Below are 20756 nucleotides of genomic sequence, written 5' to 3'. Positions count from 1 at the left end.
GGGCGAGATGCAGACAAACATGTTGATCAATGGCGAAATGGTCGCCGGGCAGGGCGCGGCGCTGCCGGTGCTCGATCCGGCCACCGGCACGCAGGTGGCAGAGGTGGCCGAGGCCACGCCAGAGCAGATCGCGGCGGCCACGCGCGCCGCCCATGAGGCCTTCGAGAGCTACCGCCTCTCGACCCCGTCGGAACGGGCGGCGCATCTTTTGGCCGTCGCCGATGTGATCGAGGCCAATATCGAAGAGCTGGCCGAGCTGGAAACCCTCGATGTGGGCAAGCCCTGGCCGATGGCGCGTGACGAGGAAATGCCGCTCACCATCGACACGTTCCGTTTCCTGGCCGGGGCCGCGCGCACGATGGGCGGCTCGGCTGCGGGCGAATATGTGGCCGGTCACACCAGCATGATCCGCCGCGATCCCATCGGGCCGGTGGCCAGCATCGCGCCGTGGAACTACCCGCTGATGATGGCTGCGTGGAAGATCGCCGCGCCGCTGGCCGCGGGCTGCACCATGGTGCTCAAACCTTCGGAAATCACCCCGCTTGCCACGCTGCGCCTGGCGGAACTCTTGGCCGATGTGCTGCCGCGTGGTGTGCTCAACGTGATCCATGGCGGCGGGGCCTCGGTGGGTGACGCTCTGATCAATGATCCCCGGATGGAGGGGATTTCGATCACCGGCTCGCCCGCCACTGGCATGGCCGCGATGCGTGCCGCCAGCCGTCAGATCCGCCATGTCCATCTCGAACTGGGCGGCAAGGCCCCGGTGATCGTGCTGGGGGATGCCGACATCGGTGCGCTGGCGGAAACCATTCGCTATGGCAGCTTTTTCAACGCCGGTCAGGATTGCGCCCAGCCCTGCCGCCTGATGGTCGAGGCCTCGGTCTATGACAAGGTGCTGCAGGCGGTGACCGATCAGGTCGGCCAGATCCGCATCGGCGCGCCGCGCGCCGAGGGCACCGAGATGGGGCCGATCGTCTCGGAGATACAGCGCGACCGCGTGGCGGGGTTCATCGACCGGGCGCGGGGCCATGCCGAGATCGCCACCGGCGGTGCTTCGGGCGAAGGGCCGGGGTATTTCTATCAACCGACCGTCGTCGCCAATGTCGACAATGACGCCGAGATCGCGGCGTCCGAGGTCTTCGGCCCGGTGGTCACCCTGTCGCGGATCAAGGATGCCGACGAGGCGCTCCGCATCGCCAATGCCGCGCCTTATGGGCTCGCCTCTTCGGTCTGGACCCGCGATCTCTCGGCCGCGATGCGCCTCAGCTCGCAGCTGCGCTATGGCATGACCTGGGTCAACACCCATGGCGTGCCGACACCGGAAATGCCCTGGGCCGCGATGAAAGGCTCGGGCACCGGTTGTGACATGAGCATCTACGCACTCGACGCCTATACGTCGGTGCGCCATGTGATGGTGGCCCACTGATGCGGCTCGCGGGGAAACGGGCGGTCGTCACCGGCGGACGGCAGGGCATCGGGCGCGGCATCGTCGACGGCTTTCTCGACCATGGCGCAGAGGTCATCACCTGTGGCCGGGGGGCGCGGCCCGAAGGGCTGCCCGAGGGCTGCGGCTGGGTGACGGCGGATGTGTCGGACGCGGCGCAGGTGGCGCAGCTGGTCTCTGAGGCCGGCGCCATCGACATTCTGGTCAACAACGCGGGCGTGCAGGTGGAAAAGACCGTGGCCGACAGCACGGATGCCGATTGGGATCTGGTGATCGGGGCCAATTGCCAGGGCGTGTTCAACGCCTGCCGGGGCTTTATCCCGGTGCTGCGCGACGGCGGTGTGATCCTCAACATGGGGTCGATCTCGGCCAATCACGCCGATCCCTCCATGGCGCTCTATAACGCGTCCAAGGGGTTCGTGCATGGGCTCACCCGCTCGATCGCGGTCGATCACGGGCCGCGGCTGCGCTGCAATGCGATCTGCCCGGGCTGGATCAACACCGGCATGCTCGAGGCGGGGTTCGACCTCGCCCAAAACCCGGAGGCGGCGCGCGCCGATGCGATCCGCCGCCACCCGGCGCGGCGCTTTGGCGAACCGGCGGATATTGCCGCCATGGCGGTCTGGCTGGCGTCGGACGAGGCGCGGTTCGTCTCGGGGCAGTTTTTCACCGTGGATGGCGGCCTGACGGCGGCCTCCCCTTTGCAACCGGGGTTATTTTGATGGATTTTTCACATACCGCCTGTCTCGGCGGCGGCGTCATCGGCGCGAGCTGGGCGGCGCTGTTTCTGGCCTCCGGCCGCTCTGTCACCCTCTATGATCCAGCCCCCGATGCGGAGCGCGCGGTGCGCGACTATATCGCGACGGCCTGGCCCACGCTGACCGAGCTGGGGCTGACCACAGAGGGCCGCCCCGATGCGATCACCTTCGCCCAAAGCGCCGCAGAGGCGGTCGCGGGCGCGGGCTTTGTGCAGGAAAACGTGCCCGAACGCCTGCCGATCAAACAGGCCATCTTTGCCGAGATCGAACCGGCGCTCGATCCCGCCGCCATCGTGGCGAGCTCGGCCTCGGGGCTGACGCTCGGCCAGATGCAGGGCGGCTGGCGCGATCCGGCGCGGTTCGTGCTGGGCCATCCGTTCAACCCGCCGCATCTCATCCCGCTGGTCGAGGTGATGGGCAATGCGCGCACCGCACCCGAGGCGGTGACCGGGGCCGAGGCGTTCTATCGCGCGGTCGGCAAGGTGACGATCCGGCTCAACAAGGAAAAGAACGGCCATGTCGCCAACCGCCTGCAGGCGGCGCTCTGGCGCGAGGCGATCAGCCTCGTGGTCGAAGGCGTGGCCAGCGTCGAGGATGTCGACAAGGCGGTCTGGGCCGGGCCGGGCCTGCGCTGGGCGGCGATGGGGCCGACGATGCTCTTCAATCTGGGCGCGGGCGCGGGCGGCTTGCGCGCCTTTTGCGACCATTTCAGCGACACGTTCAACGGCTGGTGGGACGATCTGGGACAGGTCCAACTGACCCCGGAGGTGGCCGAAATCCTGATCCGCGGCGTCAATGACGAGGCCCGCGGCGACAGCCCTGCCGCGCTCTCGGCGCGGCGCGACGCGCTCATCCTCGCGATGCAAAAAGCCACCGCTGGCCTGCGTCAGGACGGCTAGGGGGCGACGGTCCATTCGAGTGGCACTGTTTATCAATCCCCTTTGCCTCTGGCTGAGGGGATTGGCCCAAGGATCCTTGGATTGCTGGGATGATATGCCATTAATGATCAGGCTCGGAGGTCCCTTGTTTTACACCGCCCGGAGCTGATCCGCCCCGACCGCAACGCGGGTCTGGCCACCCATGATGTCCATCAGGACCCAGACGCGCCGGTCCGGCGCGATTTTTTCTACCTCTGCCACGAAGTTGGCGAAGGGCCCTGTTGTCAATGTCACTTTATCGCCGGACGACAGATGCGTTGCCGGCAACAGCTTGCCCTCCGCATCGCAACGCTGCATCAGGTACGAGACTAGATCCAGCGGAACCGCTGTCGGTTCATTGCCAAAGCTCACCAAGCGCGTGATACCATAGGTTGAGTTGACCGTGCGCCAGAATCCGCGAGCCGCATCGAATGCCACGAATATATAACCGGGAAATAGTGGCCGCATGGCAGTGACAAACTTGCCGTTGCGCTGGCGTGTCTCTTCTTCGAGCGGGAGGAAGGTTTTGAACCCCTGCCGTTTGAGGTTCTTGTCCGCGATGTTGGCGCAGTTCGGTTTCACTTGCGCCAGAAACCAATTTTTACCGCGATCATGGTACATTATCCTACGCCCTCGTTAATACCGCACGGCCCCACATACCGCTCAATCTTGAGCGCTAGCAAGTCATTTTTCTCAATGAAACATGAATCTTTGATGAAGATTCTGAGTTCAAACGACCTCGGCTATCGATGCTCTTAGATTATCGAGATGTCAAATCAGTATCTTCGGCCAAGGAAGTTGGGCGGCAGGCGCAGGCCATCCTTCGCAATGTTCCCAACCATTAGGGGAGTAGAAGAATAGCGTCAGTGGATTTCAGAGCTCCGTCTGGTTGTCTGATCTTACGCATCAAGGTGTACTCTACTTGTTCAGCAGAAGGGGAGCTGACATCGGCGTTAGGAAATGCTTCTATAGGTTGTGCGCGCGGGCGCTCGATGGTCTTGCTAGAGGACAAAGGTCGCAGAAAGTGTCGTGAGCGTTATCGCTGAGGTGTGGGCATTCTTGAATGCCGCAATTCGATCGGGCGGATGTCACATTGCAACTTGCGTGCAGATGCCACGCTTGATACCGCTCAGAATTGAGCGATGATGATTCTACCGATCTCCATCGAATTCCATGAAGCAAGGCGCCCTGCGGGCAGTCCTTGTGCGGTAGCCTGAGAAAAAGCCAAAATGAGTAGCAAGCGCAGCAAGCTTCAGGAAGACACTCACTTTCGCGTACTTCGCATCCTGCAAGATGATCCGGAAATGTCGCAGCGAGAGCTGGCCAATGCGGTCGGGATCAGCGTTGGCGGGATACACTACGTGCTGAACGCGCTCATCGACAAGGGGCTGGTCAAGCTCGGGAACTTTTCGGCCGCCGAAGACAAGCGGCGCTATGCCTATCTTCTAACGCCAAAGGGAATTGCGCGGAAAACAGTTCTGACACGTGCCTTTCTCGCTAGAAAGATGGCAGAGTACGAGGCGCTGAAAGAGGAAATTGACGCGCTACGAAAGGAAAGCGAACCGATTGAAGAGACGCGCGCTTTAAAGGTATCTGCAAAGTAATTTTACGCCTCCGGCGGTTTCGAGCCTTTGCTCGTCGGCTAGCTCGGGATTCTCCGTTGGCGAAGTTTGGCCGCTTTAACACTCAGCCAAAATTGTTTATGAAATGAACGAAGATTTCATTGCGCGCGCGTTCGACTTTGTCAAAGAAATCTACGAAATCAAATTTCGTGAGCTATCGAAGTGCATGTTGAAGGGTCGCGGAAAGTGTTTTCTCGACGTTGCCCACAGCTTCAGTTCGGGCGCGATCATAACGGCACCATGGATATTTTCTCTAGATACCAAGCGCTCTTCAGCGCCCAGCTGGCTTTTTGAATGCGATTATTAGTGCCGGAAAGGACCATAATGACTATGAAATCTACCGATGCAGTTGCTGATCAACTGATCGAAAAACTTGCGAACAGGACAGCCACTATTGGCATCTTTGGCATGGGTTATGTCGGTCAGCCATTGGCTCTTCGCTACGCCCAGTTGGGCTATAAGGTCATCGGTTTCGACATTGATCAGCAAAAAGTCGACCTGTTGAACGGCGGCCAATCTGATATCGAGCATATCTCCGACGAAGCAATAGCCGAAGCGAACGCATCCGGTATGGAAAGCACCGTCGATATCAGCCGTACTCCAGAGGCGGATGCGCTGATCCTCTGCGTGCCCACGCCCCTAAACAAGTACCGTGAGCCGGACCTCAGCTTTGTTGTCGACACCACCGACTCGTTCGTGCCCTACCTGCGCGCCGGCCAAGTCGTGTCGCTCGAGAGCACTACATATCCTGGCACGACCGAGGAAGAATTGCTGCCACGTATTACTTCTGGTGGGTTGAAAATTGGCAGGGAAATCTTTCTTGTTTATTCGCCCGAACGGGAAGATCCTGGCAACGCCAACTTTACCACCAACACGATTCCCAAAGTCGTTGGTGGTCACACTCCGATCTGCCTTGAGGTCGGGGAGGCCTTGTACGGTCAGGCCATCGACCGGATCGTACCGGTCACTTCGACTAAGGCGGCCGAAATGACCAAACTTCTGGAGAACATTCATCGTGCCGTGAATATCGGCCTGGTCAATGAAATGAAAATTGTTGCCGACCGTATGGGCATCGACATATTCGAAGTGATCGACGCCGCCGCCACCAAACCCTTTGGGTTTACGGCCTATTACCCCGGTCCGGGTCTGGGGGGGCACTGTATCCCGATCGATCCGTTCTACCTGACATGGAAGGCACGGGAATACGGTCTGCACACGCGCTTTATCGAATTGTCGGGTGAGATTAACCGAGCCATGCCGGAATATGTGGTCGGCAAATTGGTCAAGGCGCTGAACGAACGCCGCAAGGCGCTGCATGGCTCCAAGGTGCTTGTGCTGGGCATTGCCTATAAGAAAAACGTGGACGACATGCGCGAAAGCCCTTCGGTAGAGGTTATGGAACTGCTTCGCGACAATGGGGCCGAGGTCGCCTATTCGGACCCGCATGTGCCGGTCTTTCCGAAAATGCGTGAACATAAGTTCGACCTGGCCTCGGTTGCGCTGACACCCGAAAATATTGCAGGTTTCGACGCCGTGGTCCTGGCTACGGATCATGCGAAATTCGACTACGAAATGATCCGCGCCCATGCGCAGGTCATCATTGACAGCCGTGGGGTCTATCGCACCGCGGCAGAAAACGTTGTAAAGGCTTAATGTCATGAAGAAGTTTGCCCTCATTGGCGCTGCCGGCTATATCGCGCCCCGACATATGAAAGCGATCCGCGACACTGGAAATGACTTGGTTGTCGCGATGGATGTGAACGACTCGGTCGGGATCATCGACAGCCATTTTCCAGACGCGCAGTTCTTTACCGATTTTGAGTTGTTCGACGCCCATGTGAACGCTCAACGCCGCACGCTAGGCGGATTGGACTATGTCTCCATCGCTTCGCCGAATTTCTTGCATTCGGCACATATGCAATGGGCACTCCGGACGGGTGCCGATGCGATCTGCGAAAAACCATTGGTGCTGCAGCCAGAACAGATCGACGAGCTCAAAGCGGTCGAGGCCGATACTGGCCAAAAGATTCATACCATCCTGCAATTGCGGTTGCACCCCGCGATCCTCGCCCTGCGGGACCGCGTCGCCAAGATGCCCGCAGGCGAAAAGGTCGATGTCGATCTGACCTACATCACCTCGCGGGGGAACTGGTATCTGAAAAGCTGGAAGGGCCTGACCGAAAAATCGGGCGGCATTGCCACCAATATCGGCGTGCATTTCTACGATATGCTCCATTTCGTCTACGGCGCAGTGCAAGAGAATATCGTCCACCTTAATACACCGACCAAGGCGGCAGGCTATCTGGAATATGAACGCGCCCGCGTGCGCTGGTTCCTGTCTTTGGACGTGAACGATGTCCCCGCCGAGGAGCGCGCCAAAGGCAAGCGGACCTTCCGGGCGGTGGTCGCCGATGGCGAGAACCTCGAATTCTCGGACGGCTTTACCGAGCTGCATACCAAGATTTACCAAGACATCCTCTCAGGCGGGGGCTTCGGGGTCGAAGACAATCGGGTGGCCATCGAAACGGTTTCCAACATTCGCAATGCGCCCATCGCCCCGATTGGCGATCTCACCCACCCCTTCGTGCGGTCGCAAGGATGAGCTATTACCAACACCCGAGCGCCATCGTCGATGACGGGGCGCAGATTGGCGACGACAGCCGGATTTGGCATTTCGTGCACGTTTGCGGCGGGGCGCGTATCGGGGCGGGCGTGTCGCTCGGACAGAATGTCTTTGTTGGCAACAAGGTCGTAATTGGTGACCGTTGCAAAGTGCAGAACAACGTCTCTGTCTATGACAATGTGACATTGGAGGAGGGGGTGTTCTGCGGCCCCTCCATGGTGTTCACAAATGTCTATAATCCGCGCGGCCTGATCGAACGTAAGGACCAGTACCGTGACACATTGGTCAAACGCGGCGCGACCCTGGGGGCAAATTGCACCATCGTCTGCGGCGTGACCATCGGTGCCTACGCCTTTGTCGGTGCGGGCGCCGTGGTCAACAAGGACGTGCCGGATTATGCGCTGATCGTCGGCGTGCCCGGCCGCCAATGCGGCTGGATGAGCGCCTATGGCGAACAACTGGACCTGCCGCTGACCGGCGACGCCCGCGTCACATGCCCGCACACGGGCGATAGCTACACGCTTTCCGGCTCGGTCGTGACGCGCAAGGAGGCCTGACCATGATCCCATTCATCGACCTCGCCGCCCAACAGGACCGGCTGCGGCCCGAAATTGAAGCGGGTATCGCTCGTGTTTTGAAGCATGGGCAGTATATTCTCGGCCCGGAAGTGGCTGAGCTAGAGGAAAAGCTCGCCGACTATACCGGTGCTGCGCATTGCATCACCGTGGCCAACGGCACCGATGCGCTGCAGATTGCGCTCATGGCCTTGGGCGTCGGACCCGGGGATGAGGTGATCACGCCCGGCTTTAGCTATATCGCCACCGCCGAGGCCGCCGTGGTGCTGGGGGCCAAGGTCGTTTATGTCGATATTGACCCGGGCAGCTACAACATGGACCCGGCCCTCCTCGAAGCCGCGATCACGCCACGGACCAAGGCGATCATTCCGGTTTCGCTCTACGGCCAGCCTGCCGATTTCGATGCGATCAACGCGATTGCCGCGCGGCATGACCTGCCGGTGATCGAGGACGCGGCTCAGAGCTTTGGTGCCAGCTACAAGGGGCGTAGATCCTGCAACCTCAGCACCATCGCCTGCACCAGTTTCTTTCCTTCGAAACCGCTGGGGTGCTATGGTGACGGCGGGGCGATTTTCACCTCTGATCCGGAACTGGGCAAGGTGATCCGTCAGGTCGCCCGACATGGGCAGGAAAAGCGCTATTACCACATACGCGTCGGTGTGAACTCTCGGCTCGACACGCTGCAAGCCGCGGTCTTGCTACCGAAACTGGCCATTCTCGACGCGGAAATCTCCGCGCGTCAGGCAGTGGCAGAGACCTATTCCGCCACGCTGGGCGCTTCAGGCATACCCGCACCACGGATTGCGCCCGACTGCACCAGTGCCTGGGCCCAATACACGGTAAGAGTTGCGAACCGCACCAAGGTTCAGGAGGCGCTCAAAGCCGCAGGCATTCCCACCGCCGTGCATTACCCGCTGCCTCTGAACCGCCAGCCCGCGGTAGCAGATGCCGCCGCCATGCTCCCAGTGGGCGACAAGGCCGCAGATGAGGTTCTAAGCCTGCCCATGCATCCATATATGTCTACAGATCAAATGATGTTGATTGTGTCGCATTTGACCGGGGCGCTTGTCTGAGCGCATCGAGATGGGTTCGTTGATTAAAATTCTGCCTCAAAACACGTTTGTTCGAGGTGTTCTAACCTTGGCGAGCGGGACGGTCGGTGCGCAAGCAATTTTGATTGCCTCGGCCCCCTTGCTCACACGTCTTTATAGCCCAGATGAGTTTGGAATTCTGTCGGTCTTCCTCTCTATGCTGGGACTTGTCGGAGGAATTGCCGCTCTTAGGTTCGAACTTGCTATCCCCTTGCCCGAAGATGACCGCAATGCTGCAGCCTTAAGCGTCACGGGCGCGGTGGTTGTGGTGCTTTTCTCCTTGGCGCTGTTTGCTTTGGTTACGAGCTACTCCGAATCCTTGGCCAATCAATTCAACGCTCCCATTCTAGCGCCATATTTATGGCTTTTACCGGTCACCTTTTTTGCCAATGGCCTATTCTTATTGCTCAATATGCTATGTGTTCGGCATGAGCGATTTGGCGACATGGCAAAGGCAAAAGTCCTTCAATCCGCAATTACTGTAGTTGTACAGGTCGCAGGATTTTCGCTCGGGGGGGCGGCTCTCATTATTGGACGGGTTCTTGGGCACGTGGCAGCCGCAATTCAATTGGTGCGCGGGATAGGACTGGACTACTCTGTCACGGTTCGCACGCTGAAACTCTATGATCTTTGGCGGGTTGCAATCAACTATCGGACGTTTCCACTCATTTCGACATGGTCCGCGCTGGCATCCAGTATAGGCAGCTCGATTACACCGCTAATGTTTGCGGCGTTTTTCGGTCTCGAGATGGCCGGCTACTTCGCAATGACGATGATGGTGATGGTTGTTCCGATGAGCATCATCGGCGTTGCGGTCCAGAACGCTTTCTACCGAAAGGCAGTCGACGCCCATAGGACAGGCAGATTAGCTGAGCTTATTCTAGCTGTTCAATCGCGTCTGGTGCTTGCAACATTGCCGTTTTTTGCTCTTTCGGCTTTCGTTCTCCCAGACGCTTTTGTGCTGATGTTCGGCGAAGCCTGGCGGGTATCCGGTACATTCGCGGTTTGGATCCTGCCTTGGATGCTTTTTCAGCTTACCGTCACGCCATGTACTGGAATATTCCCCATTGTTGGGCGACTGGGACTTGCGCTTCTGTTAGACCTCAGCCTCGCTGCAGCACCGGTACTTGCATTTTCAGTGGCACTTTGGTTGCGAGGCGACGCTCTGTTTGCCGTACAATTGCTTTCGGCAATTGCTAGCCTTGTGTACCTTGCGCGCATTTCCATCGCCTATTGTCTAGCAGGTGGGCAGGCCCTGACCGGTGTGGCGGTGGTCCTTCGAGGCTTGATGATTGCGGCGATCGGGGTGTTGCCTGCCTTTGTTGTGCCCAATGTTTGGTCGGGTAAACCGGTTCTAGCTCTACTGTTTGCTATTTCTTGTGGTGCGCTTCTGGCCGCCGTCGCGATCCGCTGGGCGTGGAAAAGATTGCCCGAGATTGACATAGGGCCGTACGAACAGGGGGCGGGCAGCCAACCTGCAGGCATCGCTAGTTAGGCACCAAGAGATTATGACGGCTTGCTTCTCCCAATGCTGCAGCTTGCAGAAAACACCAATGAGTCCCTTGTGAAAAAAGTGATCAAAAAGGCACTCGTGTCCGCATATATGACAACAAACAGGTATTTGGGGCCGTTGTTTGAGAGACTCATTTGGACAAACGTCGATCGCGCTGCAGCGCCCGCGAACACTCCGATTTTCATCATTGGGGCACCTCGTGCCGGAACGACCTTGACGTTCCAACTGATGGTATCCGGTTTTCGGCTAGGCTATTTGACCAATACCCATTGTATGGTTTTTGGCGTCCCGGCTCTTGCCTCGCATTTACTGAAGAACAAAGATCGAAATATCGATTTCAAATCCAATTACGGGCGCACTTCCGGGCGTTATGGGCCTTCTGAGTGCGGGGAATGGTGGTACAGGTTCTTTCCTCGAGATCCAGCTTATGTCAGGAGGGAAGACATGCCGACGGGAGCGTTGAAAGCCTTTCAACGCTCGTTGCAAACGATTGCCAACGCTGAAGATCGGCCGCTGGTCTTCAAGAACCTTTACGCGGGACTACGCCTTGAACCTATCGTCGCAATGTTTCCTGATGCAATTTTCATTCATGTCCAACGCGACCGGGTTGAGAATGCCATCTCGATCCTCGAAGGCCGAAATGCTGCGAACGGGAACTTCAACACATGGTGGTCTGTTCCTCCACCGGGTTACGAGGCCTGGATTGGTCAGCCTGCTGCTGATCAGGTCATGGCCCAAATTGACCTAATAGAAGCGCAGATTGATAGGGACACTCGCAATCTCGGCCTCGGAGATCAAATGATGAAGGTCAATTACCGCGACATCTGTGCCGATCCGGCAGCGTTCTTGAGCCGTGCCCAGACCTTTCTGAACTCTCGTGGCGTCGAACTGTCACTGGTTGGTGATCCGCCAATGCGATTTGAACGCCGCAGGTCAAACCAGCTGCCTAAGGAAATCGTCGACAGACTTTGGGCCCTGGAGCAAGGAACAACCAACGATGTCTGATGTCAAAATACGCCAGAGCGCCTATCAGGCACTTTGCGAGACGGAGGCTTCAATTCCTTTGTTTAGTCAGGCTTGGTGGCTCGATGCAGCCGTTGGGCCTGAAGCCTGGGACGTTGCTCTTGTTCGCAAAGGGGAGCGGATCGAAGCCGCACTCCCGTTTTATGTACGGCAGCGGTTTGGTATAACAGTTCTGACTGTCCCAAACCTGACCCCGGCGCTCGGACCATGGTTGCGCCCTTATGCGGGCAAGAGCAACAAACGGATCGCGCGGCAAAAAAGTCTGCTAACAGATTTGTTCCAGTCCCTCCCTCCGCACGATCTCTACCAGCAGAATTGGCACGTGGATCAGCAGAATTGGCAGCCTCTGTACTGGAAGGGCTACGAGCAATCGACGGGCTACACCTATCGCCTTGAGGATCTTTCAGATACCGACGCGATTTGGCGCGCGATGGATCAGAATAACAGAAATGACATCCGCAAGGCGCGCGACCGAGAAGGTGTGCGAATTCGTCAGGCAGTCTCAACGAAGGAAGCAGTGGACGTGTGCGGCAAAACCTTTGAAAGACAAGGTTTGTCCGTGCCTTACTCTGAAAGCTATGTGGAATCTCTTGTATCGGCGGCCGAGAGACACGGCGCAGTCGATCTACTCGTCGCCGAAGGACAAAGTTGCGAACTCCATGCAGCTGCTATAATCGTTTATGGTCCTGACACTGCCTACTATATCATGGGCGGCGGTGACCCCGAGCACCGCAACAGCGGCGCGGCCAGTTTGATCTTGTGGGAAGCCATTCAGCGTAGTTCAGAACGGGTTAAGATTTTTGACTTCGAGGGGTCCATGATCGAACCTATCGAACGGTTCTTCCGCGGGTTTGGCGGTCGTCAGACCCCCTATATGAGCATTCGAAGAGCTGCCAGCTGGAAAGGCCAAGCCTACCTTGGCTTACAAAGGTTAAAACAGGTCCGGCGCATGAGACACTCAGGCGTCGGAAAATAGGTGCCTCATGAGTGCTAAATCCGACCTGCCCCCTTTGCAGCAAGAAGGCCTACAAGTGTCATTGCCGCAGCGAAAGGAAGAGGCGCTGAAATGGGTGTGCGACTTCGTGTTCGGCCAGGCCATCCCTGGGCTGCAACTGTCGTTACATGACCAGGATCACATCGAGATTTCCGCAGCGGGGAAAACGCTGATTTTCGCTTCCCTGTTTCCACAGCTCGATTTACCGCGGGAGGAATGGTCTCAGCAAAGCCCTGCCGAGCCGTTGCAGGAATTTTCCGCAGAGGCTGTCGAGAGCTTTACCCTTCCCCTGCCAATTGAACGCATGCCGATTCTGTTTGGGGGACCGGAAGTCGCGCCTACCGCAACGGGGCTCAAGGTCGACGCTGATCTGTTCGGTGGCATCTTCTTCTTGCTGTCGCGCTTTGAAGAGATCGTTTCTGCCGAGCGGGATACACATGACCGGTTCCCTGGAAGTGCTTCTCTGGCCTATCGAGAGAAGTTCTTGTCGCACCCGCTGGCGGATATATACCGACATGCAATCTGGGCCTTAGTTTCCCTGCTCTGGCCAGGGCTCAAAATGCCCAAATATCCCGCGCAGCCGATTCACGTCAGCTGCGACGTTGATGAGCCGTTTGACCGTTCGGTCAGAAGCCCAGCCGCCTTGTTGCGCACCCTAGCGGGGGACCTATTGAAACGTCGCAGTCCTGCGCTCGCCGCCAAGCGGCTTGTGAATTTTGCATTTAGCAGTGTTTTTGGTCTGCGCTTCGACCCGTGTTATACCTTCGACTGGTATATGAACATCTGTGAGGCACATGGGGTTCGGGCAACCTTCTATTTCATTGCAGGCAAAAGTGCCGGCCTTATAGATGGTACATATGAGATTGAAGATCCCAGAATAGCGAATTTACTGAGAGCTATCGCAAGGCGTGGCCACCGCATTGGGATGCACGGGAGCTATAACACCTACAAAGATATTGACCGGCTAAAGAGGGAGCGACTACGGCTTGTCGTGGCATTGGAGGCTGCAGGCGTTCCCCTCGATGTTTTGGAGAACAGGCAGCATTACCTAAGATGGGATGCAGCCTTGACCCCTGATTGCCTTTCTGCTGCTGGCTTCAAGATGGATACATCAGGCGGCTTTGCTGATATGGCAGGGTTTCGGTATGGTACCGGCCGACCGTTCCGCATGTGGAGCTGGCAAAGATTGGAACCACTTGATTTGACCCAAAAACCTTTGATTGTAATGGAGGGGTCATTGCTGTCCCCTCTGTATCAGCAGTTGAGCTTTGAAGAGGCGCTCGCAACCGTCCTGTCGCTCAAACAAAAAACGACCCAGTATGGGGGCGAATTTAGCTTACTGTGGCATAATTCCGAGCTTTTAATCTATCAGCAGAAATCAATCTTTCAGGCAGCGCTCGCATCTCAGCTTCGCACGCCCGTTAGTCAATCGAGATACTAAGCATGGCGTCATCTCTTAATCCGCGGCGAGAAGTGCTGTGACCACCGCGAGCCTAAAGTTTGATTATCCTGCGGCTTTGAAGGTTGCGACAAGCCTTGTTTACGCACTTCTTTTGGCCTGGCTCTATAAGAATGAAGTCGCGGCGTTTTGGGACTATCAAGGTTTTCGGGTGGCCGAGACGCCCTTGGCTCTAACTAAGATTTCAGTTGCGACAATTTTGACGGCCTTGATGCTTCCAAACAAAAGGGATACGCGTACATATTTGTTGATTTGCACGAATTTCCTATTCTTCATACCTTCTATTGTGTTTTCTTTTCTTGCGGGTGCCGACCTGCGATACGTTGTGACTTTGGCATTTGTAATTATTTTCTCGGTCCAAATTTCAGCGCTCAATTTCCGACCGATTCTCATGAGGCCCATCAAAATTAAACAGTTTTTGAATTTTGCGCTGGGGTTGTCGCTTGTGTTCTTGATTCTTTATATGGTCCTGGGGGGAGTGTACCGTTTGAACTTTAATCTTTCTAATGTTTATCAGGTGCGCGCTGATAATTTGGATTCAGTCCCTGGTTTTTTGGGGTATTTTGTGTCTCTTTTGTCCGCCATTCTTCTTCCACTCGCAATTCTTTATTCTATTGAGCTGCGTCGGTTTGGAATTCTTGCTTTGGCTCTTTCCGTGCAGTTGGTGTTCTTCGGGTTGACAAACTTCAAAAACATTCTTTTCGCGCCAATTCTTTTCATCTCATTTTATGCATTTCTCAGGTCTCCGTCGCGGGCTGGCTATCTATCCTTGTATTTCTTTATTCTTCCATTGTTCGCGATGCTAAATGTTGTCTTGGCGCGATTTATTCTTCAAACTGATCAGTTTCTGTTCTTTGTAAATAATTTTATTAGGCGTATGCTTTTTACGCCACCGATGCTTGATGAGCGTCATGTCATCTTCTTTTCGGATAACCCATTATATTATTGGTCTACGTCACGGATTTCATTGGGTTTGGTTGAGAGTCCATATGATTTGGCCTCCCCTTTTATCATCGGAGAAGAGTATTTTGGTTCTACCACCTGGGCGGCGAACACGGGCTTGATTGGTAGCGGTTTTTCCCATGCTGGATACTTGGGGGTTATCATTTACTCCATCTTGTTTGGCCTGCTCCTTGCATTTCTCAATGCATATGGAAAGCGCATTGGGCATGCTCTAGTGTCCGCGTTAGCACTTTTGTCGGTAATGAACATAACGCGATCTAGCGACTTTACTACGGTTTTGCTGACCCATGGCTTAGTGTTTTTATTTCTTTTTCTCACTTTCGCTCCACGCAAGGAAGATGTGCACTCTGAAGCTAAATATTAAAGCTTTATACGTTGGTCGAGGGTCCTGCTTATGGAGAGTGGTTCAATGAAATTAAAGGGTGGTTTAATGGATTTCTCGCGCTTATGGCTTCGATCTCCGATACAGAAAATCTCATCATAAACATGAAAAATAAAAACGAAATAATCCATTTTTCGACGGTGCATTTGCGCGATGATTCTCGCATTCGATCCAAAATGATGGCCTCGCTCCAGCGACGTTTTCCGGGGCGTGTGACACTACTGGTTCAGGATGGTCTAGGCGATGAAATCGACAGTGCCGGATATCGGGTGATCGATACCGGACCACGACTTCGACGCTTGAAGCGCATGTCGTTAGGCGGTTGGAGAATGTTTCGCTCTATCTTGCGGCAAAAGCCTTGTATTGCTCATTTCCACGATCCAGAGCTTATCCCTTGGGGGGTCTTGCTTCGCTTGTTTGGCATCAAGGTTATCTATGACGTGCACGAGGATTATCCTGAGGCGGTTTCTGAGAATTACCGGCTGCCAAAGGTCGCGCGTAAGCTCTTGCCGCCAATCGTGCGTTTTGTTGAATGGTTCTCATCACCATTCTTTAGTTCTATCGTGACAGTGACGCCCCAGATTCAGAAACGGTTTCCTAGTAAAAAGACGATATTGGTTCGGAACTGGCCGCTGGTGGAAGAATTTCACGAGCCTGTCGACACACCTATGCGTGATCGACCTATGGAGTTTGCGTATATCGGTACGATCACCCGGAATCGCAATATTCTGGGCATGATCGACGCTGTTGGCTCCTTGCGAGAGACCGGGGCCACCTTGCGTCTCGCGGGGGATTTTACGATTGAGGCGGACCGTCATGTCGCGCTCACGCGCACTGGGTGGGACCGCGTCAAGTTCGATGGCTGGGTCTCGCGCGAGGGCGTGGCCGACATTCTTGCAAACGCACGCGCGGGGCTTGTGGTGCTAAGACCCGTAGAGCATGAGATGCTGACGCTGCCTATAAAGCTCTTCGAATACATGGCCGCAGGTGTGCCGGTCATTTCGTCCGACTTCCCGCTATGGCGCGAAATCGTCGAGGAGGTCGGTTGTGGGCTTTTAGTCGATCCCGAGAACCCCGAAGAAATTGCCGCGGCGATGCGCTGGATGATCGAAAATCCAGAGGAAGCGGAGGCCATGGGACACCGAGGACGTGCGGCCATCCTGAGCCGCCTCAATTGGGAACAAGAGGCGGAAACCCTGATCCAAACTTATGAAACGATCCTGAATCGCCGGTCGTGCGATTTGCAATCCAAGAGATGAACGGAAGACGATAGCATGTGTGGAATTTTCGGAATTGTTACGAACTTGGCTCTGGCACCTGGTGACCTGCCAATCCTTGCGCATCACGCCGAACAAAGGGGGCGCGACTCGAGCGGCCTCGTGATCGCTCGTGAGTCGGGGTACGATGTGCAACGCGCGGATTTCGAAATCCGTAAACTTTTGAAGAAAACGACCATTGGGAAAACGCGCCTTGTGATGGGGCACAGTCGCCTGATTACCAACGGTCTGTCCGACAACCAACCTATTGTTCGCGATGGCGTCGTTGTCATCCATAACGGGATCATCGTAAATTTTGATGAAATCTGGCCGAAACTGACCCGGACACGAGAGCTCGAGGTCGATAGCGAGGTCATTGCGGCCATTGCGGCAGATCATCTGGACGCGGGCGGTGCGGTCGAAGATATCGGCAAGATCGTTCTGGAAACATGCAAGGGCACCATTTCCTGCGCCCTTGCGGTGCCGCGTTTGGGTAAGCTACTGCTTTTCTCGAACAACGGCAGCCTTTATTCCGGCAAGAAGGGCGAGAGCCTCCACTTTGCTTCGGAATCTTTTGCGCTGAATCAGGTCGGCTGTGCCAATGTCGATCAGATTTTTGAAACCGTTGTGCTGGATATTCCGGTCCATGAATGCGTAACGGTTGCGGACAGCAAGTCGCGGGTTAAGAATCTAATCCCAGAATTGGTGCTCAACAGCACAGAGGCCGCGCTCCTGGTTTACCCAGAGCCAGAGCTCCGCCGCTGTTCCAAATGCATCCTTCCTGAAACCATGCCGTTTATCCGTTTCGATGAAGACGGGGTGTGCAACTATTGCCACAACTACACGCAGCGCAACAAACCAAAGCCAAAGGAAGAACTCTTCAAGCTGGTTGAGCCCTATCGTCGGGCGCATGGGCCCGATTGCATTGTCCCGTTCTCGGGCGGGCGCGACAGCTGTTATGGTCTGCACCTGATCGTCAACGAACTTAAAATGAAACCGATCACATATACCTATGACTGGGGCATGGTGACAGATTTGGGACGCCGGAATGTCAGCCGGATGTGCGCTGAGCTCGGCGTTGAGAACATTATTGTCGCCGATGATATTGCCAAAAAACGCGACAACATTGCGATGAACCTCAAGGCGTGGTTGAAATCGCCCCATCTTGGGATGATCAGCATTCTGACAGCGGGCGACAAGCATTTCTTTCGCCATGTGGAAACGATCAAGAAACAGACGGGCATCGACATCAATCTCTGGGGGACAAGCCCGCTTGAGGTCACTCACTTTAAGGCCGGTTTCTTGGGTATTCCGCCAGATTTCGAAGAGGACAAAGTCTATTCTAGCGGTGCGCGCAAGCAGCTGCGTTATCAGAAATTGCGGTTCCAAGCGATGATGAAGAGCCCCGGGTACTTTAACAGTTCCCTATGGGATACGCTTTCGGGTGAATACTATCGCAGCTTCCTGAAGAAATCAGATTACTTCCATATTTTCGATTACTGGACCTGGGACGAAAACCGCGTCAATCAGACGTTGGCAATGTATGATTGGGAAACCGCGCCGGATACTAGCACCACTTGGCGCATCGGGGACGGGACCGCAGGCCTCTACAACTACATCTATTACACGGTAGCGGGTTTCACCGAGCATGACACCTTCCGGAGCAACCAGATCCGGGAGGGGCAGCTGACACGCGAAGAGGCTCTAGTTCTCGTAAAGGACGAAAACCAACCACGCTATCCGAATATCAAATGGTATTTGGATGCAATCGGCATGGACTTCGCAGACGTTATTCGCGTGGTTAATGCCATTCCCCGACTCTACGCGGAATAGTCCGGCGATGGCAACGATCTGGTACATCTCGAAGTATGTTACGCCACCGGGGGTGGCCAAGGTGGGCGCACGAGGATTTCTGCTTCTGCGTGAATTTGTACAGATGGGCCATAGGGCCCTCTTGATCACGTCGGACTCCAATCATCTTGCAAACGTGCCGAAACTAACCTCCCCGCGTAAAGAGGAGGCGATCGACGGTGTCGACGTGCATTGGCTCCGGACCCGAAAATACACCGGCGCTCGCTCGCTCGGACGCATCCTAAGCTGGTTTGATTTCGAATGGCAGATCAGGCGCATGCCGTTGGAGGGCTTGCCCAAGCCGGACGTGGTCGTCGTCTCCAGCCTCTCGCCGCTCACGATTTTTAATGGGTTGCATCTGCGCCGTCGCTTCGGTTGCAAGCTTGTGTTTGAAATCCGGGACATTTGGCCGCTTGTTCTGACTACAGCTGGCGGTATTAGCCCGCGACACCCGGCGGTCATGTTTCTTGCTTGGGTTGAGCGTCTCGGTTATCGGCGTGCCGACCTTATTGTCGGCACCATGCCAAACCTTCGCGAGCATGTGGCCGAAGTCAGCAGTTCGGTCAGGCCTGTTGCCTGTATCCCACAAGGTCTAGACCCGGGGCTTCTGGCCCCGCCAGAACCGCTATCGGACGACTATATGGAGGCCCATTTCCCGGAGAATAAGTTTGTTGTTTGTCATGCGGGATCGATCGGCGCCGACAATGCGCTCGAGACTTTGCTGGCTTGCGCGCGGGCAATGATGGACCGGCAAGACATTCATTTCCTGCTCGTGGGCGAAGGGTACCTGAAGGACCGGTTTGTTGCCGAGGCAGCAGATCTCGACAATGTCAGCTTCGCGCCTGGGGTCCCGAAAAAGGCCGTTCAATCCATCTTGCAGAAGGTCGACCTCGTGTATTTTGCAGTGCACAAATCGCCTATGATGCGGTTTGGCCAATCTCTGAACAAAGTAATTGACTACATGCTGTCCGGTAAACCTGTGCTCGCCTCGTTTACAGGTTTTCCGTCGATGATCAATGAGGCCGAATGTGGGACATATGTGCCGGCTGAGGATGTAGAAGCCTTGCGTGCCGAGATCCTACGATATGCAGCTTTGCCCGCAGAAGACCGTGCAAAGCTGGGTGCGCGAGGCCGCGACTGGCTAATGGAGAATCGTCAGTACAAAGACCTTGCGCGGGACTACCTGCACCATATGGGACTAGACGGGCAAGGCGCGGCGTACGAAACGCCGCGCCGCAAGGGTTCATGCGACTTCTAGTCGTATGACGCGCAACCCTTCGGCATCAATCACATCGGCGAAATGGCCATGTCGATCGGTTTCCTCGCGCAGGTCTATCACCAGAGATTGAGCGAGAGCCGTCAGAGGCGCCAGATGCTCCGCAAGCACCTCGCTGAACGCAGGGCGGATAGATGCACGTAGACCGAAATGGCTGATGCTGCTGCTTTCGTCGGCGGTCAGGGGCACGGTGAAATTGTCCTCTTCCCACCCAATTCCAGCCAGCAGTTTGTTGGCGCTCTGCATCTTGGAGACGGGGGCGATAATTACGAGTGATTTTCTCATACCGGTGCTCCACTCTTTTGGGCCATCCAACGGCGAGTATGCGACCGCGTCGCAGGCATCAGCGCCTCGGATTCTAGATAACCATAGACCCTACAGGCAGGTGCGGCTGGCACCGAATATCCGCCAAATTGCCAATTGCTTCCGGCAAAAGCTGAAACTGGGACGCCGGTGGCAATTCCCACAGCCGGAGAGAGCAACTGCGAACGCAGACCAGATCGCGTTGCCGGTGCAGCCGCACCGTCCACCGACAGCTGACCACTGATGTTCTGGATCGCGCCCGGCGAGGTTGGTTGCGACAGGCCAAGGTAGACGCCATCGACATGCAGCGCCCGCCATGCCCCGAATTTTGTGTCGCCGGGCTCGTGCCTCAGCCCGATCGAAAGCCCGAATTCACTGCCAGAGTAAGCAATCGGGGCTATCACCAACTTATCATCGGCCCCGTCAAACTCCAGCCAGCACAAATTCCCGTCGGTTCGCCAGCTCGGTCGCGCGGCCGAAGTGGACTGTGTTGCGTGGTTGCCATTACCGCTGATGTCCATCATCAGTCCCACCGGATCCCCATCATTCAAAACGGGGGTGGTCCCGTTGGCATCCTGAAACAGCGACGTTGCGTCAGTCGGGTCAAACCAAGCCCCCTGCGCGCCATCTCGGAAAAGCCAGCCGGGATGCCAACCGCTTGCTGCGCGCCGGGGCGCGCTGGTCGCGCTCAAATCGCATATTGTTT

The 20756-nt window shown here is 56.2% G+C and carries 19 protein-coding genes; 16 read left to right on the top strand and 3 right to left on the bottom strand.

The window, feature by feature from the left end; translation table 11 throughout:
- Nucleotides 1-7 precede the first annotated feature (7 nt).
- The 3 genes from ISM_RS03600 to ISM_RS03590 are packed head-to-tail and all read left to right on the top strand — an operon-like array spanning nucleotide 8 to nucleotide 3101.
- Complete coding sequence (locus tag ISM_RS03600; protein ID WP_009812750.1) at nucleotides 8-1426, top strand: gamma-aminobutyraldehyde dehydrogenase; 1419 nt, start codon at nucleotides 8-10, stop codon at nucleotides 1424-1426.
- Nucleotides 1426-2166: an SDR family NAD(P)-dependent oxidoreductase gene (locus tag ISM_RS03595; protein ID WP_009812749.1), complete on the top strand. Its 741-nt coding sequence runs from the start codon at nucleotides 1426-1428 to the stop codon at nucleotides 2164-2166. The genes ISM_RS03600 and ISM_RS03595 overlap by 1 nt, the downstream gene beginning before the upstream one ends.
- Nucleotides 2166-3101 carry a 3-hydroxyacyl-CoA dehydrogenase NAD-binding domain-containing protein gene (locus tag ISM_RS03590; protein ID WP_009812748.1) on the top strand — a complete coding sequence of 312 codons (936 nt, stop codon included), beginning with the start codon at nucleotides 2166-2168 and terminating at the stop codon, nucleotides 3099-3101. The genes ISM_RS03595 and ISM_RS03590 overlap by 1 nt, the downstream gene beginning before the upstream one ends.
- A 129-nt stretch (nucleotides 3102-3230) precedes the next feature.
- Here ISM_RS03590 and nusG read toward each other — a convergent pair whose 3' ends face one another.
- Complete coding sequence (gene nusG / locus ISM_RS03585) at nucleotides 3231-3740, bottom strand: transcription termination/antitermination protein NusG (protein ID WP_009812747.1); 510 nt, start codon at nucleotides 3738-3740, stop codon at nucleotides 3231-3233.
- 608 nt (nucleotides 3741-4348) lie between these two features.
- Between nusG and ISM_RS03580 the strand changes: the two genes are divergently transcribed.
- The 13 genes from ISM_RS03580 (at nucleotide 4349) to ISM_RS03515 (ending at nucleotide 19729) form a co-directional block, all read left to right on the top strand.
- Nucleotides 4349-4723 (top strand): MarR family EPS-associated transcriptional regulator, encoded by a 375-nt coding sequence (locus ISM_RS03580; protein ID WP_009812746.1) that lies wholly within the window; start codon nucleotides 4349-4351, stop codon nucleotides 4721-4723.
- A 342-nt stretch (nucleotides 4724-5065) separates the two neighbouring features.
- Nucleotides 5066-6394 carry a nucleotide sugar dehydrogenase gene (locus tag ISM_RS03570; protein ID WP_009812744.1) on the top strand — a complete coding sequence of 443 codons (1329 nt, stop codon included), beginning with the start codon at nucleotides 5066-5068 and terminating at the stop codon, nucleotides 6392-6394.
- A gap of 4 nt (nucleotides 6395-6398) precedes the next feature.
- The gene (locus ISM_RS03565; protein WP_009812743.1) at nucleotides 6399-7343 is read left to right on the top strand and encodes a Gfo/Idh/MocA family protein; all 945 of its coding nucleotides are present in this window, start codon (nucleotides 6399-6401) and stop codon (nucleotides 7341-7343) included.
- Nucleotides 7340-7921: a UDP-2-acetamido-3-amino-2,3-dideoxy-D-glucuronate N-acetyltransferase gene (wbpD, locus tag ISM_RS03560; protein WP_009812742.1), complete on the top strand. Its 582-nt coding sequence runs from the start codon at nucleotides 7340-7342 to the stop codon at nucleotides 7919-7921. The genes ISM_RS03565 and wbpD overlap by 4 nt, the downstream gene beginning before the upstream one ends.
- 2 nt (nucleotides 7922-7923) lie before the next feature.
- A complete protein-coding gene (locus tag ISM_RS03555; protein WP_009812741.1) occupies nucleotides 7924-9012 on the top strand; it encodes a DegT/DnrJ/EryC1/StrS family aminotransferase in 1089 nt (362 codons plus the stop codon).
- A complete protein-coding gene (locus ISM_RS03550; protein WP_040617824.1) occupies nucleotides 9005-10525 on the top strand; it encodes a lipopolysaccharide biosynthesis protein in 1521 nt (506 codons plus the stop codon). Before ISM_RS03555 ends, ISM_RS03550 begins: the two co-directional genes overlap by 8 nt.
- 33 nt (nucleotides 10526-10558) lie before the next feature.
- A complete protein-coding gene (locus ISM_RS03545; protein ID WP_040617823.1) occupies nucleotides 10559-11548 on the top strand; it encodes a sulfotransferase family protein in 990 nt (329 codons plus the stop codon).
- Complete coding sequence (locus ISM_RS03540; RefSeq protein WP_009812738.1) at nucleotides 11541-12542, top strand: GNAT family N-acetyltransferase; 1002 nt, start codon at nucleotides 11541-11543, stop codon at nucleotides 12540-12542. The genes ISM_RS03545 and ISM_RS03540 overlap by 8 nt, the downstream gene beginning before the upstream one ends.
- A 7-nt stretch (nucleotides 12543-12549) precedes the next feature.
- Entirely contained in the window at nucleotides 12550-14001 is a 1452-nt protein-coding gene (locus ISM_RS03535; RefSeq protein ID WP_156783303.1) for a polysaccharide deacetylase family protein, read from the top strand.
- Between the two features lie 37 nt (nucleotides 14002-14038).
- Nucleotides 14039-15346 carry a hypothetical protein gene (locus ISM_RS03530; protein WP_156783302.1) on the top strand — a complete coding sequence of 436 codons (1308 nt, stop codon included), beginning with the start codon at nucleotides 14039-14041 and terminating at the stop codon, nucleotides 15344-15346.
- An 83-nt stretch (nucleotides 15347-15429) separates the two neighbouring features.
- The gene (locus tag ISM_RS03525) at nucleotides 15430-16623 is read left to right on the top strand and encodes a glycosyltransferase family 4 protein (protein ID WP_050754101.1); all 1194 of its coding nucleotides are present in this window, start codon (nucleotides 15430-15432) and stop codon (nucleotides 16621-16623) included.
- Between the two features lie 15 nt (nucleotides 16624-16638).
- Nucleotides 16639-18453: a glucosamine 6-phosphate synthetase gene (locus ISM_RS03520; RefSeq protein ID WP_009812734.1), complete on the top strand. Its 1815-nt coding sequence runs from the start codon at nucleotides 16639-16641 to the stop codon at nucleotides 18451-18453.
- A 7-nt stretch (nucleotides 18454-18460) separates the two neighbouring features.
- Entirely contained in the window at nucleotides 18461-19729 is a 1269-nt protein-coding gene (locus tag ISM_RS03515) for a glycosyltransferase family 4 protein (RefSeq protein WP_009812733.1), read from the top strand.
- Here ISM_RS03515 and ISM_RS03510 read toward each other — a convergent pair.
- The gene (locus ISM_RS03510) at nucleotides 19715-20032 is read right to left on the bottom strand and encodes a hypothetical protein (protein ID WP_009812732.1); all 318 of its coding nucleotides are present in this window, start codon (nucleotides 20030-20032) and stop codon (nucleotides 19715-19717) included. The two genes, ISM_RS03515 and ISM_RS03510, sit on opposite strands and share 15 nt — an antisense overlap.
- Nucleotides 20029-20742 carry a beta/alpha barrel domain-containing protein gene (locus ISM_RS18145; protein WP_217622860.1) on the bottom strand — a complete coding sequence of 238 codons (714 nt, stop codon included), beginning with the start codon at nucleotides 20740-20742 and terminating at the stop codon, nucleotides 20029-20031. The genes ISM_RS03510 and ISM_RS18145 overlap by 4 nt, the downstream gene beginning before the upstream one ends.
- Nucleotides 20743-20756: the final 14 nt, after the last annotated feature.

It is taken from the genome of Roseovarius nubinhibens ISM (assembly GCF_000152625.1).
Taxonomy (GTDB): Bacteria; Pseudomonadota; Alphaproteobacteria; order Rhodobacterales; family Rhodobacteraceae; genus Roseovarius; species Roseovarius nubinhibens.
The sequence above is the reverse complement of the archived record's forward strand: the minus strand, read 5'-3'. Positions and strand labels throughout refer to the sequence as shown.

Coding starts and splice junctions, on each gene's coding strand:
- ISM_RS03600 (WP_009812750.1), top strand. CDS start 8: ATGCAGACAAACATGTTGATCAATGGCGAAATGGTCGCCGGGCAGGGC.
- ISM_RS03595 (WP_009812749.1), top strand. CDS start 1,426: ATGCGGCTCGCGGGGAAACGGGCGGTCGTCACCGGCGGACGGCAGGGC.
- ISM_RS03590 (WP_009812748.1), top strand. CDS start 2,166: ATGGATTTTTCACATACCGCCTGTCTCGGCGGCGGCGTCATCGGCGCG.
- nusG (WP_009812747.1), bottom strand. CDS start 3,740: ATGTACCATGATCGCGGTAAAAATTGGTTTCTGGCGCAAGTGAAACCG.
- ISM_RS03580 (WP_009812746.1), top strand. CDS start 4,349: ATGAGTAGCAAGCGCAGCAAGCTTCAGGAAGACACTCACTTTCGCGTA.
- ISM_RS03570 (WP_009812744.1), top strand. CDS start 5,066: ATGACTATGAAATCTACCGATGCAGTTGCTGATCAACTGATCGAAAAA.
- ISM_RS03565 (WP_009812743.1), top strand. CDS start 6,399: ATGAAGAAGTTTGCCCTCATTGGCGCTGCCGGCTATATCGCGCCCCGA.
- wbpD (WP_009812742.1), top strand. CDS start 7,340: ATGAGCTATTACCAACACCCGAGCGCCATCGTCGATGACGGGGCGCAG.
- ISM_RS03555 (WP_009812741.1), top strand. CDS start 7,924: ATGATCCCATTCATCGACCTCGCCGCCCAACAGGACCGGCTGCGGCCC.
- ISM_RS03545 (WP_040617823.1), top strand. CDS start 10,559: ATGCTGCAGCTTGCAGAAAACACCAATGAGTCCCTTGTGAAAAAAGTG.
- ISM_RS03540 (WP_009812738.1), top strand. CDS start 11,541: ATGTCTGATGTCAAAATACGCCAGAGCGCCTATCAGGCACTTTGCGAG.
- ISM_RS03535 (WP_156783303.1), top strand. CDS start 12,550: ATGAGTGCTAAATCCGACCTGCCCCCTTTGCAGCAAGAAGGCCTACAA.
- ISM_RS03525 (WP_050754101.1), top strand. CDS start 15,430: ATGGCTTCGATCTCCGATACAGAAAATCTCATCATAAACATGAAAAAT.
- ISM_RS03520 (WP_009812734.1), top strand. CDS start 16,639: ATGTGTGGAATTTTCGGAATTGTTACGAACTTGGCTCTGGCACCTGGT.
- ISM_RS03515 (WP_009812733.1), top strand. CDS start 18,461: ATGGCAACGATCTGGTACATCTCGAAGTATGTTACGCCACCGGGGGTG.
- ISM_RS03510 (WP_009812732.1), bottom strand. CDS start 20,032: ATGAGAAAATCACTCGTAATTATCGCCCCCGTCTCCAAGATGCAGAGC.